The following is a 12,849-nucleotide window of genomic DNA, read 5'->3' as shown; positions in this document are numbered from 1 at the left end:
CGCATGGCCTGATCTGAACACACTTCCAGCCCGGGCTCCGCTCGACGGCGGCCGCACCCGGGCCGTCAGCACGTCCCTCTTCCACACGCCGGAGGAGCGGGACGGAATGCCGAGCCCGGGAATGGGACCTCGACGAGAGCTACGCCGCACTCGACAGGCTGCTCGCCGCCATCTCCTGAGCGCCTGATGTACGGTGGGCCACCCACTGCCCTGCGCGTGAACATCCATGACCTCCACCGTGGCCTCCCCCCCCGCTGAATCGAGCGCGCTCCGCGTCCCTGGCTACCGGACCTTTCTCATCACGTTCATGTTGGCGATGATGGCCGACAACATCGAGCACGTGATCAGCTACTGGGTGGCGTTCCAGAAGTTCCACTCGGCGGCGCTGGGTGGGTTCGCGGTGGTGTCCCACTGGCTGCCCTTCCTGGTGTTCTCGGTGCCGGTGGGCGCGCTCAATGACCGGTTCGATTCCAGGCGCCTCATCCAGGCCGGCATGGTGCTCTTCATCACCGCCTCCGTGGGGTGGGGATACTTCTTCGTCACGGACTCCTTGCAGGTGTGGCACGCGATGGTCCTCCTCACGATCCACGGCTGCGCGGGTGTCCTTTGGGGCACCTCCAGCCAGATGTTGCTCTACGACATCGTGGGCCCGGGCTCCCTGGCCAGCGCGGTGCGGCTGAACGCGACGGCCCGTTACCTCGGAGTCCTGGTGGGCCCCGGGGTGGGCAGCCTCATCATGCGGACGCTCGGGCCGACCTGGGGCATCTTCGTCAACACGCTGTTCTATCTGCCCCTCCTGCTCTGGCTGGTGAGAGCCCCCTATGGCCGGCACTTTCGCGGGGCGGCGGCGGGCCCCAAACGTGCCGTCCGGGGCTTCTCCGACATCCTCCAGACCGTCCGCGACGTGCGAGGGTTGCCCGTGGTCGCGGCCATGGTGTTGCTGGCGGGGGCGGCCTCCTTCTTCATCGGCAACAGCTACCATGCGCAGATGCCGGGCTTCGCCCATGATCTGGGCCATGGAGACCCCGGCCTGGCCTATACGCTCCTGCTGGCAGCGGATGCGGCCGGTGCGCTGCTCGCGGGCGTCCTGCTCGAAATGCGCGGGACCTGGCTGCGGATGTCGCCCGCTTCCGCGTTGAGACTTGCATTCCTGTGGGGATGCTCGCTCTTCACGTTCTCATTCATGGACTGGTATCCGGCGGCGATCTGCGTGCTCTTCCTGGCCGGGTTCCTCGAGCTTCTCCTTCAGCAGCATGACCCAGGCGCTCGTGCAACTGAATGCGCCGGACCACATCCGAGGCCGCGTCCTGGGGCTCTTCACCATGTCGGCCATGGGCCTGCGGGCGTTCAGCGGCGTGACCGTGGGGCTGCTGGGGAGCGTGACCAACATCCACATCTCGCTCTCGCTGTCCGCCCTGGCCTTCGTGACGGTGGCGGGCGTGCTGTTTCTCCGACGGCCGCAGCAGGCCACCTAGACGGGACCTCCCTCGCGGCGAGAGTTGCGAGGCATGCGATAGTCGCCCCATGAAGACACTTCGGCTCGTCGTGGGATGTCTTGGATTGGGGATGGGGTGTGGGGGGGATGCGGACTCCGTTGCGCCGGTGAATGTCCGGCTGGTGGAAGGCGTGACGGAGGGAGAGCGCGTCTCGGGCTCGCGGCTCCTCCGGGCCACCGCCGAGGACAACTCGGGCATGGTGGCCCGGGTGGAGTTCTCCGTCTCCGGCTCGCCGGTGTGCGTGGACGACCTCGCGCGGCGCTCCGGCTCGACCTTCTCGTGCACCTGGGCCCCATCCACCACCCCCCCGGGGAGCCACCAGCTCACCGTGAAGGCCCAGGACGCCGCGGGCAACAGCACCCTCTCCGCCCCCGTCTCCTTCACCCTCCTGCCGCCCAACCGCGCCCCCACGCTCGGGGCGGTGACCACGACGCACACGACCCTCGACGAGGGCTCCAGCGCGAGCCTCTCGGTCACGGCCACGGATGCCGATGGTGACCCGCTCACCTATTCCTGGACCCAGAGCCCGTTCACGCCCCTGGGAACGTTCGCCGAGGGAACCCACTCCGCCCCCTCGTGGACCGCGCCGTTGCTCTCGAGCGACACGACCTTCCTCCTGAAGGTGACGGTCTCGGACGGCAAGGGGGGCTCGGCCCAGGGCACGGTGCCGGTCACCGTGGTGAACGTCCCCGCCCTCAATCAAGCGCCCTTCGTGGACGCGGACATCAGCGTGGATCCGCAGGGGCTCGTCGCGGGCAAGTCCCTCCCCCTCTACATCTCCGCGAGGGATCCGGATGGAGATCCGCTCACCTATTCCTGGACGACGGAGCCGCCCGGAACGGGGAGCTTCACCCGCCCGAACCAGGCCTCCGCCGAGTGGCGCTCGGGGGAACTCGCCCGGCCCGCCGCCTATACCCTGAAGGTCACCGTGTCCGATGGCTCCCGAGCGGAGACCCGCTCCGTGAACGTGCAGGTCGGTGTTCCCTCGTATGCCCGGGACATCGAGCCCCTCTGGAGCGCGAGCTGCGCGGACTGCCACAACGAGCATGGCGCCGAGGGACTGAACCTGCAGGCGGGCAAGTCCCACGCCTCGCTGATGGCGCCGGGAGTGGGGCCGTGTGCCGCGGGCCCCCGGGTCACGCCCGGCAGCCCCGACGAGTCCCTGCTGGTGTCGCGCATCAGCGCCGAGGGGTGCGGCCGCCGGATGCCCCTGGGCAATCCCGACTATTTCGACCTCCACCCGGGAGAAGCTCACCCAGATCCGCTCGTGGATCCTCGCGGGCGCTCTCGACAACTAGCCCCATCGACAACGGAGGGACGACGCCACTACTGTCCGGGCCACACATCACCCCCCGAGGTTCGAATGAGCAACGGCACCAACGGCACCGATGTAGAGCAACTCGACGCCCCCCCACCGATCTCCGCTGAGCTGCGAGCGAAGATCCTCGCGGACCCGAACGTGGCGAAGATGGCCGCGGAACTCGAGATGGACCTCGAGGTGTTCGTCAACACCGTCGGGTACTACATGAACAACCCGGGCGTGGAGCCCGCGTTCCTCGTCGTCAGCGACGAGAACCTGAGGAAGATGGGCGTCGAGCCGCCCACCGCCGAGGCCCTCGAGGCCAACGTGCGCGCCAGCGTCGAGGCCTTCAAGGCCGGCCAGGCCCCCAGCGGTTTCGAGGATGCCCGCAAGAAGACCGTGGATCTGGCCTCCCAGGGCGGCGAGGCCGTGAAACCCAAGGCCGATCCGGGCCTCGAGGACGCGGTGAAAAAGGGTCGGAACCCGGTAAAGCCCTGATTCTACAGGGCTTTTCAGGAAAAATCCGGCCACCGGCAACTTCCAACCGCGGCCTTCGATAATCCTTTCAACGTAGCAACCTCCACTTCCAAAAAAGAGAGCAAGCCATGGGCTTCATCAAGGGTATCGGCAAGGCGTTCAGCAAGATCGGTGACTTCGCCAAGAAGGCGGTCGGCTTCGCGAGCAAGATCCTCAATGGTCCCCTGGGCCAGATCGCCTCGTTCATCCCGGGCGTTGGTCCCTTCATCGCGGGCGCCCGGAAGATCGTCGGCATCGCGGACGGCGTGCTCAACGGTGGCGGCCTCAAGGGCATCATCGGCGGCCTCGTCGGCAACCTCGGTGGCGGCCTGCTGGGCAAGGCCGGCTCGCTCCTGAGCAAGACGGGTCTCGGCGCCGCCATCGGCCTGGGCTCGCAGGCCAACAGCACCGGCGGCGTCCTGGACCTGGTCAAGGGCCTGATGAGCTCGCGCAAGGGCGACCAGTCTCCTGCCGCGCAGGGCGACAAGTACAACCTGGGCCAGTTCGCGGCGTTCAAGGTCGCCAACCTGCTCCGCGGCGTCTGATAGAACCCGCCTCCGCTTCGCTCCAAGGGGTGCACGCTCACGGGCGTGCACCCCTTTTTCTTTTCTGCCTGACGCGGGAAGTCTCGGACCTCAGCCGCCCACGGAGTCGATCGCCTTGATTTCATAGCAGGGAGAGAAGAATGCGCCTGACAGAAGAGGGATGCCTCCGCCGGTTCGGCACGAGTCCCGCTCCCGGGCAGCTTGAGGAGATTCGCGCTGTCCTGGACGCCGAGACGCAGCGGGAGCGCCAGGCGCAGGGCGGCGGAGACACGCAGGTCATGCGGCTGTGCTGCTTTCTGCTGTTCCGGGCCGGGCTGCTCGAGGACGTGCCGAGAATCTGGCGGGCGAAGACCTCCAGCATGGATGCGGACGCATCGATCGACCTCCAACTCCTGTGTGGCGCGGGATTGGAGAGGACGAAGAGGTATCTCCGGGAGCTCGGTTCCGACGAGGCGGAAGCCGCGGCGAGGCGGCTCCTCACGAATGAGGTGTCCGGGGAGCTCGATGGCTTCTCCGTCGACGCGTACGCGGCCTCCCAGGAGGCGTACTACGCCGGAGACGAGGGGTAGCAGCGTCTTCGGACACCGTCTCCGGGCCTACGCGGGCACGTCCCAGGCGATGGGCAGGTGCTCGAAACCGCGCAGCATGAAGTAGGGCCGGAACACCGGGGCCTCGTCCGTCCGCAACCGCAGGCCGGGCAACCGCCGCAGCAACTGCTCGAAGGCGATCCGCCCTTCCAGCTTCGCCAGCGGGGCGCCGACGCAGAAGTGGATGCCCTTGCCGAACGCCAGGTGCTTCTTCGCCTCGGCGCGGCGGATGTCGAAGCGGTCCGGCTCGGTGAACTGCGTCTCGTCGCGGTTGCCGGACGCGTACAGGATGAACGCCCGCGAGCCCTTCGGGACGGTGACCCCACTCAGCGCGGTATCGGCCATCACCGTCCGGAAGAAGCCGCGGATGGGTGACTCCACGCGCAGCACCTCCTCGAGGGCGTTGGGCAGGAGGCCGAGGTCCTCCCGCACGGCCTCCAATTGCTCCGGAGCCTTGAACAGCAGCCACATGCCATTGCCGATGAGGCCCGTCGTCGTCTCGTGGCCGGCGGCGAACAGGTCCATGGCGTTGCACACCGCCTCCTGCTCGCTCAGGGGCGCGGTGCCGCCCAACGACTGCGGCACGAGCAGCGTCAGCAGATCCTCGCGCGGGTGGCGCCGCCGCTCGTGGAGCTGCTCCCGGAAGTAGCGCTCCATCGCGATGAAGCCGTGCGCGCTCTGGACCTGCTGCTCGAGGGGCGCGGTGGCCGACATCAGCAGCGTCTTGTCATCGGACCAGCGCTTGAGCTGCTCCATGTCGGAGCGCGGCACGCCGAGCAGGTCGCAGATGATGAAGCCCGGCAGCGCGTAGGCGAACTGTTGGATGAGGTCCGCCTTGCCATCGCGGAGGAAGCCGTCGATGAGCGCATCCGCCGTCGCACGGATGGTGGGCTCCATCGCCGCGATGCGCTGGGCGCTCAAGGCCTTGCCAAACACGGCCCGGACGCGGGTGTGGTCCGGAAGGTCGCTCTGGACGAGTGAGAGGAATTGAGAATACCCTTGCGCGAGAACGGCGCGCACCTCGGGGTGCGGCTCGGCCCGGGCATCGAGCGCCCCCACCGAGGAGAAGCGCGCGGTATCCCGCTCCACCTCGGAGATGTCCGCGTAACGGGTGACGACCCACAGGTCGAACATGGGACTGTAGAAGACGGGCCGCTCCCGCCGCAGCCGCGCATAGAGCGGATACGGATTGTCGAGCTGGTCGGGGGCCATCGGGTTGAAGTGGGCGGTGACGTCATCCATGGCAGGGGCGGTGTGGGCGGGCATTGACGGGCGATGATATCGCCTGCGCACTTCGAAGGCATCAGAGCCAGCCGCCCCAGCTCCCGCTCACTCCTGCTCCATTCCAAACACAATCCAATTCGGCTCGACACTCGACCCTGTGGTCAGGCGGAGGGGCCGGTGTCCTCGTCCTCGGAAAAGCCGGTGGGCAGTCCGTCGAGGCTGCGCGTGTTCTTCTGGCGCCGGTACGTCTTCAGCCCCTCCGGGCCCTTGGCTTCGGCCCACTTGATGAGCGTGGGGCGCTCACCGGTGTACGCGAAGAGCGGGACGCCATAGCCGCAGGAGGTCTGCACGAGCTCGATGTCGAGCTGCACCATCTGCCGGGCGCCCAGGGGCTCCACGCCGCCGAAGTCCGAGGCCAGCAGCCGGGTGTACTCGGGGCCGCCGCGACGCAGGATGCGGCTGCGTCCATAGAGGCGCAGAATCAGGGGCGGCCCCTCGAAGGCGCAGAACATGAGGGTCAGCCGCCCGTCCGCCAGGGCGTGGGCCGCCGTCTCGTTCCCACTGCCGGTGAGGTCGAGATAGACGACGGCCTTCTCACTGAGGACGCGGAGCGCGTCGAGCCCCTTGGGCGAGAGATTCACATGCCCCGTGGGCGCGGCGGAAGCAGTGAAGAACAGCCGCTGGCGCTGGATGAACTCACGGTGGGAGGGCTCGAGGTACGGGAACTGCCTGGCCACGACGGCGCTCCTCCTGCCGCGCGCAGGTGCCGTGCGGCGGTGGGGGCATGCTAACAGCCGCGTCGTCCGCCCCGCCAGACTTCAGGGGATGACCCGGCGCCGCCGGAAGTCGTCGGAGATGCGCAGGAACATCGCCTCGGTGTCGACGTACTCGTGGAAGCCGGACCGGCGCGCCTTGGTACCGTCGGCAAGCACGTCGTAGTCCCAGGCGAAGCCTCGGCTCGCGCTCACTGCCTGAGTTGGTGAACGGTTACACTCCGCCTATACGCTGTTCCCGCAGAACCTGGAGTGCTAGGTTTGACATCTCCTTCCTTCCTCCTTCAAGGACAATCGAGATGAGCAAGAACAAGTTGCGTGGACTGATGGTTTTCGCGGCCCTGGGGATTGGTGTGCTGACGGGATGTGGCGGTGTGGACGACTCCGCGGCGGAGCAGGAGCCGGCTTCGATGGAGCAGGAGCTGAAGTACTGCCGCAGCAACGCCGATTGCATCGGCGGCGAGCTCTGCATCAACTCCGCCTGTCGGCCCGGGTCGTTGGAACCCATCATCTGTGGCGACATCACCTGCGCGGATGGGCAGATCTGCTGCGTCAACAACTGGTCCTGCCAGGACGTGTGCTCCATCTAGCAGGACGCGGAAATACCGACCTCGCTCTCATCGGCCTTGCAGGAGAGCTGGGCTTCGACACCATCGACGCCGGGCCCCTGCGCAATGCCCGCTGGTTCGAGACGCTCGGCTCCGTGCAGAAGCTGGGCACCGGCATCGGCTTCCGGCGGGTGCGCTGAATCCGCCCGTGCCGGCGCTCACACGTTCGCGCTGTCCGGAGGCGCCGCGTCCGGCTCGGCCGCCGCGCTTCCCGCCGCATTCTTCCGTGCGCCCGGACACGGGGCGTCGATGGTGAAGCTCGTCATGGACAGCGAGCCGAAGGTGTAGCCATCGATGAGGACGTCGGTGGACCTGCCCTCGGCGGAAGCGAGGCCCGCGAGGTAGAGGAGCGGGAGGAAGTGGTCCGGCGAGGGTGCGGCGGCGCGGAAGTCGGGGTGATCCACCAGCGAGAGGACGTCCGCGGGACGCCCGGTCATCACCTCACGGGCGCGCTCGTCGAAGCGCTGGTTCCAGTTGAAGGCGGCGTCCGGCGCACGCCAGTCCAGGGCGCGCAGGTTGTGCACCACGTTGCCGCTGGCGAGCACCATCACGCCACGCTCGCGCAGGGGCGCCAGCTTCGCCCCCAGCTCGAAGTGGAAGTCGAAGGGCTTGAGCGCATTGAGGGACAGCTGCACCACGGGGATGTCCGCATCTGGGAAGGCATGCGCCAGCACGGACCAGGTGCCGTGGTCCAGCCCCCAGCTGTCGACGTCCGCGCCCACCCACATGGGCTTGACCACCTCGGCCACCTCCTCGGCGAGCTCGGGCAGGCCAGGGGCCGGGTACTGCACGTCGAAGAGTGCCTGGGGGAAGCCGTAGAAGTCGTGGATGGTCCTGGGCTTCGGCATCGCCGTGACGGCCGTCCCGTTGATGTACCAGTGCGCGGACACCATGAGGATGGCGCGGGGCCGCGGGACGGAGGTACCGAAGATCCGCCAGGCCTCGGTGTACCGGTTGTGCTCGAGGGTGTTCATCGGGCTGCCGTGGCCGAAGAACGCCGCCGGCATCTTCGTCTGCTCTGCCATCTGCTCTCTCCTCCCGAACGCTGTCCAACCCCGGGAACGTACGCTGCGCACGCCCGTGGCGCACCGTCAAGCATTGCGCCGCCTCGTCCTCCAATGGCGAGGCGAGCTGAACGCAGGGTTACCGCCCAGGCAATGCCCGGGCCTGCTTGCGCCGTTGCAGCTCGCCGCGGATGAGCCGGACCTCGCGTCCTCCCTGGCCAGCGATGGCGCTGTTCTCCTGTGCGCGGCGGATGAGGTACGGCAACACGGCGCGCACCGGGCCGTAGGGCAGGTACTTGGCCACGTTGTAGCCCGCCCTCGCCAGGTTGAACGAGATGTTGTCGCTCATCCCATAGAGCTGGCTGAAGAAGACACGCGGATCGTTCGGGGCAATGCCCCGCTGGGCGAGTTCCCGCACCAGCAACAGGCAGCTCTCCTCGTTGTGCGTGCCGGCGCACAGCCCCATCCGCTCCAGGTGGTCCAGGCACAACCGCAGCGCGCTGTCGTAGGCGGCATCCGTGGCGGCCTTGTCCGGCTGGATGGGATCCGGGTAGCCCCGCTCCTTCGCGCGCAGCCGCTCCTTCTCCATGTACGCGCCGCGCACCAGCTTGGCCCCGAGGAAGTACCCCTGGGTCCTCGCCCGCTCCAGCGCCGCGCGCAGGTTGTGCGGGCTTGCCGTCCGGTACATCTGGTAGGTGTTGTAGACGAGCGCCCGCTCCCGGTTGAAGCGGATCATCATCTCCTCGCCCAGCCCGTCGATGACGTCCTGGATCCACGTCTCCTCGCCATCGAGGAAGATGCGCACCCCGAGTGCGTGGGCTCGCTGGCAGATGCGCAGCACGCGCTCACGCACCCGGCTCCACTCGGCCTGCTCGTCCGCGCTCAGTGCCTCACCCGCGCCCAGCTTCTCCAGCAGCCCGAAGCGCGCCAGGCCCGTCACCTTGAAGACGCTGAAAGGGATGTGGGGGTGGCTCGCCGCCCATTCGATGGTGGCGAGCGTCTCGCGCGTGGTGGCGTCGAAGCTGGCCTCGGACTTCTCCCCCTCCACGCTGTAGTCGAGAATCGATTGGACGCCCACGCGTCCCAGCGCTTCGACGGCGGCCTCGCACTCCTGGATGCTCTCGCCGCCGCAGAACTGCTCGAAGACGGTGTGCTTCACGGCGAGCCGGACGCCGGGCAGGCCCAGGCGCACGAGCCAGGCGCAGAGGGGAATGCCCGCTCGCACCAGCCAGGGGTGGCGCAATGAGGAGAAGAGCAGGTGTGCTTTGCGCATCTGCCAATCGCTCCTGGTGGCGAAGGCAATGGCCGTGTTGTCGAACGATGCCAGGGGGGAGGGCTCCACCGGGTGGCCGAGAGACGAAGAGGGGGCGGGGACAAGTGCAGACATCGAGTGCCGGGCTACAGGTTTTGGGGGCCAGCATCAAGGGGGGCACCCACCGAGATGGATGTCTTCACCTGTGCCTGGTGTAGAGGCAGGCGCCGGGTGTCGGTGTACCTGACGGCACCCAACGCAGTGCGCGCCATTCCGAAGCACCTGTCACTGCCCACGCGGCCGGGGGAGGCGCTCATGCGGACGGCCGCACACGCAGTGCGGGAGAGCCACGTCACCGGGCAATTCCCTGGGCACATCCGTGGCCACCTCTGGCCATGAGCCTGCGGGTCTTGTATGTAAACACCCGTGTACATACCGGTGCACCCGGCGATCGTCGAGTTCCTCCAGACGAATCAGGGGCGCCGGGTGAAGCACCCGCTTCCGGACGGCACCACGCACCTCTTCTTCACCGGGCGGCAGCGCCTCCGCCGCCCGCCCATGGGTTTTCAGTCACCGCGCACCCCAGACCATGCTCACGCCCCTCGCGCCGTCTCCCAGTGCCCCGCCTGCTCCGCAGGGCCGCAAGGCCATTCTCTCCGCCATCATGCTCACGCTGTTCCTCTCGGCGATGGACCAGACCATCGTCGGGACGGCGCTCCCCCGCATCGTGGCGGACCTGTCCGGACTCCACCTGTACTCCTGGGTCTTCACCGCCTACATGCTCGCGTACACCATCGCCGTCCCCATCGGGGGCAAGCTGGGGGATGTGCTGGGGCGCAAGGTGATGATGCTGGCGGGCATCTCCCTGTTCCTCGCCGCCTCCGCCCTGGGAGGGGTGGCGCGCAGCATGGAGGTGCTGGTGCTCGCGCGCGGGCTCCAGGGCCTGGGCGGCGGGTGCATCTCCGCCAGCGCCGCGGCACTCGTGGGAGACCTGTTCCCCCCGTCCGAGCGCGGCCGCTACACGGGCCTGCTCAGCGGCGTCTTCGCGCTGGCGAGCCTGGTGGGCCCCATCCTGGGCGGCGTGGTGGCTGACCACTGGAGCTGGCGCGGCATCTTCCTCATCAACCTGCCGCTGGGGCTCATCGCGATCGGAGTGCTCGCCAGGCTGCCCGGCATGGCGCGCCACCGCGGCCGCTCCCTGGACTGGCTGGGGGCGCTGACCCTGATCGGAGTCATCGTGCCGCTGATGCTGGCGGTCCCGGCCCGCGAGGGGAGCGCGGAGCAGGCCGTGCCGTCCGTCCGGCTGCTCCCGCTGCTGCTGGGGGCGCTGATGCTGGGGCTCTTCGTGCTCGTCGAGCGCCGGGCCAGCGAGCCCATCGTGCCGCTCGCGCTCTTCCGCCGGCCCGTCTTCGCCCTCTGCATCGCCACGGCGTTCATCTCGGGGCCGGCGCTGTACGTGGGCGGCATCTTCATCCCGCTGTTCATGCAGGGCGTGCTGCACTCGAGCGCCTCGGCCACCGGGATGGTGATGATGCCGATGATGCTGGTGCTCGTGGTGGGAAGCATCATCGGCGGGCAGCTGGTGTCACGCACCGGCGTGTACCGCTGGCTCTCCGTCTGTGGGCTGGCGCTGTCGACGGCGGGCATGTTCGCGCTCTCCCGGTTGAGCCCCTCGACGGCCCCCTCGTACCTCATGGCGGCGCTGGCGCTCGTCGGCTTCGGGTACGGGCTGACGCTGCCCACGCTGTCGCTGGCGGCGCAGAATGCGGTGGAGCACCGCCACCTGGGGGTGAGCGTGTCCCTGCCGTCGTTCGCGCGCAACCTGTCGGGCACCCTGGGCGTGGCGCTCTTCGGCGCGCTGATGGCACGGCGCCTCGAGGAGGGCATCGCGCCCGCGGTGGCGCACGTCTTCCTGGTGGCCACCGGCGTCCTCGCCACCGCCACCTTCATGAGCTTCTTCCTCCAGGATCTCCCGCTGCGGCGCACCAACGAGGAGCCGGAGGAGCACAACGTCGTTTCAGGAGAAGGACAAGCATGAGTACGCAGGGACCGAGGTTGATTCCACTGGAGCGGAGCGAGGGCGACGAGGTGGGCGGAAAGGCCTCCGGCCTGGCGAAGCTCATCCGGATGGGGCTGAGAGTACCGGAGGGCTACGTCATCGTCGGGGCCACGCCGGGGCAGTTGCCCGAGGGCCTGGAGGAGGCGTGCGCGAAGCTGGGCGATACCGCCCTGGCGGTGCGCTCGTCGGCGCGAGGGGAGGACGGCGCGGAGACGTCCTTCGCGGGCCAGTACGAGACGGTGTTGGACGTGCGGGGCACCCAGGCCCTGCGCGAGGCGGTGGACCGCTGCCTGCGGTCCGCGCACGGCGTCCGGGCGGACGCCTACCGCGACGGGTTGAGCGCCGCCGGTGAGGCCCGCATGTCCGTGGTGGTGCAGCGCATGGTGGACGCCCGCGCCGCCGGCGTGCTCTTCACCGTGGATCCTGTCAGCGGCGCCAGGGACCGGGTGGTGGTGAACGCCGTTCCCGGCCTGGGCGAGGCGCTCGTCTCCGGCCAGAGCGCCGCGGACCAGTTCGTCCTCTCGCGCGACGGGAAGGTGCTGGAATCCCAGGCGCGGGGAGAGGTCCCCGCCATCGACGCGGCCATGCTCCAGGCCCTGCTCTCCGGCGCGCTCACGGCCGAGGCGAAGCTCGGGCACCCGGTGGACATGGAGTGGGCCATCGCCTCGGATGGCACGCTGTACTGGCTCCAGGCCCGGCCGATCACCACCCTGGATGCGCCGGATCTCAACGAACTGGACTCTCCGGCGCCCTCCCCGGACTGCGTCCTCACCACCTACAACGTCAGCGAGGTGATGCCCGGGGCGGCAACGCCGCTGACCGTGAGCGTGTTGGGGCGGCGGCTCAATTCGATCATGAGCGATATGTACGTCCGCTGCGGCGTACCGCCCGCGGAGCTGGAGGGGAGGCCGCTGGTGTTCAACTTCTACGGCCACCAGTTCATCAACATGAACACCATGTACTTCCTGGGCACGCAGGTGCTGGGGGCGAGCAAGGAGGACATGGACTACGCGCTCGCCGGGTGCGTGCTGCCGGAGGTGGAGCTGGGACCGAACGCGCCGCTGCACCGGCGGCTCTTGAATACCGTGCGGTACTTCCGGCTGCTGTTCCAGGCTCGCGAGCGGCTGGACACCTTCACGCGCCAGACGGCCGGCTTCCGCTGGGTACCCGGCCAGGACATGGCCACCGCGTACCAACGGCTCTATGAGACGGTGGATGTCGTCCGCGAGGCCTTCGCGGTGCACATCCACACCTCGACGTTCTCCAGCGCGCTGCTCTCCCTCGTCCTCCGGACGCTCAGCGGCGGGAAGCGGCCCGAGGCGCAACACAACGCGGACGCGGCGGCGCTGCTGGCTCATTCGAGCGCGGGGGCCACCAACGCCCACGTGGCGACGAGCTCCCTGGGAATGGCCGAGGCGATGGACAAGGTGATGGCGGCGCTCTGGGCGGACGCCGAGGCGTCGGCGCGGTTCGTCGCCCTGGGGC

12 protein-coding genes and 1 pseudogene are annotated in these 12,849 nt (G+C 68.6%); 8 read left to right on the top strand and 5 right to left on the bottom strand.

The features are described 5' to 3' along the window. Positions 1-226 precede the first annotated feature (226 nt). The 4 genes from ACN28I_RS41765 (at position 227) to ACN28I_RS41750 (ending at position 4,426) form a co-directional block, all read left to right on the top strand. On the top strand, positions 227-1,528 hold the full coding sequence (locus tag ACN28I_RS41765) for an MFS transporter (protein ID WP_420947457.1): 1,302 nt from the start codon (positions 227-229) through the stop codon (positions 1,526-1,528). After that, on the top strand, positions 1,525-3,294 hold the full coding sequence (locus ACN28I_RS41760) for an Ig-like domain-containing protein (RefSeq protein ID WP_420947456.1): 1,770 nt from the start codon (positions 1,525-1,527) through the stop codon (positions 3,292-3,294). The genes ACN28I_RS41765 and ACN28I_RS41760 overlap by 4 nt, the downstream gene beginning before the upstream one ends. 107 nt (positions 3,295-3,401) lie before the next feature. Continuing rightward, positions 3,402-3,857 (top strand): hypothetical protein, encoded by a 456-nt coding sequence (locus tag ACN28I_RS41755; RefSeq protein WP_420947455.1) that lies wholly within the window; start codon positions 3,402-3,404, stop codon positions 3,855-3,857. Between the two features lie 140 nt (positions 3,858-3,997). After that, positions 3,998-4,426 (top strand): hypothetical protein, encoded by a 429-nt coding sequence (locus tag ACN28I_RS41750; protein WP_420947454.1) that lies wholly within the window; start codon positions 3,998-4,000, stop codon positions 4,424-4,426. Between the two features lie 27 nt (positions 4,427-4,453). Here ACN28I_RS41750 and ACN28I_RS41745 read toward each other — a convergent pair whose 3' ends face one another. From ACN28I_RS41745 to ACN28I_RS41735, 3 genes are all read right to left on the bottom strand, one after another. Further along, positions 4,454-5,710, bottom strand: coding sequence for a cytochrome P450 (locus ACN28I_RS41745; protein WP_420947453.1), 1,257 nt, complete (start codon positions 5,708-5,710; stop codon positions 4,454-4,456). A gap of 119 nt (positions 5,711-5,829) precedes the next feature. Beyond that, positions 5,830-6,405 carry a pyridoxamine 5'-phosphate oxidase family protein gene (locus ACN28I_RS41740; RefSeq protein WP_420947452.1) on the bottom strand — a complete coding sequence of 192 codons (576 nt, stop codon included), beginning with the start codon at positions 6,403-6,405 and terminating at the stop codon, positions 5,830-5,832. Positions 6,406-6,486: 81 nt separating this feature from the next. Then, positions 6,487-6,636: a hypothetical protein gene (locus ACN28I_RS41735; protein ID WP_420947451.1), complete on the bottom strand. Its 150-nt coding sequence runs from the start codon at positions 6,634-6,636 to the stop codon at positions 6,487-6,489. A gap of 104 nt (positions 6,637-6,740) precedes the next feature. On the opposite strand from ACN28I_RS41735, the gene ACN28I_RS41730 reads away from it, so the two are divergent. Both ACN28I_RS41730 and ACN28I_RS41725 read left to right on the top strand, forming a co-directional pair. Next, complete coding sequence (locus ACN28I_RS41730; protein WP_420947450.1) at positions 6,741-7,031, top strand: hypothetical protein; 291 nt, start codon at positions 6,741-6,743, stop codon at positions 7,029-7,031. Beyond that, on the top strand, positions 7,019-7,189 hold the full coding sequence (locus tag ACN28I_RS41725; RefSeq protein WP_420947449.1) for a hypothetical protein: 171 nt from the start codon (positions 7,019-7,021) through the stop codon (positions 7,187-7,189). Before ACN28I_RS41730 ends, ACN28I_RS41725 begins: the two co-directional genes overlap by 13 nt. An 18-nt stretch (positions 7,190-7,207) precedes the next feature. Here the strand turns inward: ACN28I_RS41725 and ygiD are convergent, their stop codons facing one another. Beyond that, the gene (gene ygiD / locus ACN28I_RS41720) at positions 7,208-8,074 is read right to left on the bottom strand and encodes a 4,5-DOPA dioxygenase extradiol (RefSeq protein WP_420947448.1); all 867 of its coding nucleotides are present in this window, start codon (positions 8,072-8,074) and stop codon (positions 7,208-7,210) included. Between the two features lie 118 nt (positions 8,075-8,192). Then, the gene (locus ACN28I_RS41715) at positions 8,193-9,326 is read right to left on the bottom strand and encodes a proline dehydrogenase family protein (RefSeq protein ID WP_420947447.1); all 1,134 of its coding nucleotides are present in this window, start codon (positions 9,324-9,326) and stop codon (positions 8,193-8,195) included. Between the two features lie 568 nt (positions 9,327-9,894). On the opposite strand from ACN28I_RS41715, the gene ACN28I_RS41710 reads away from it, so the two are divergent. Then, positions 9,895-11,343 carry an MDR family MFS transporter gene (locus tag ACN28I_RS41710; RefSeq protein WP_420947446.1) on the top strand — a complete coding sequence of 483 codons (1,449 nt, stop codon included), beginning with the start codon at positions 9,895-9,897 and terminating at the stop codon, positions 11,341-11,343. Then, positions 11,340-12,071: pseudogene (locus tag ACN28I_RS41705) on the top strand (PEP/pyruvate-binding domain-containing protein); the annotation flags it as partial. The gene ACN28I_RS41710 and the pseudogene ACN28I_RS41705, both read left to right, overlap by 4 nt. Positions 12,072-12,849 lie beyond the last annotated feature (778 nt).

The sequence above is a fragment of the Archangium gephyra genome, assembly GCF_049060025.1.
Lineage (GTDB): Bacteria > Myxococcota > Myxococcia > Myxococcales > Myxococcaceae > Archangium > Archangium gephyra_A.
Note: the sequence above shows the minus strand (reverse complement) of the source record. Positions and strands in the feature narration are given on the sequence as shown.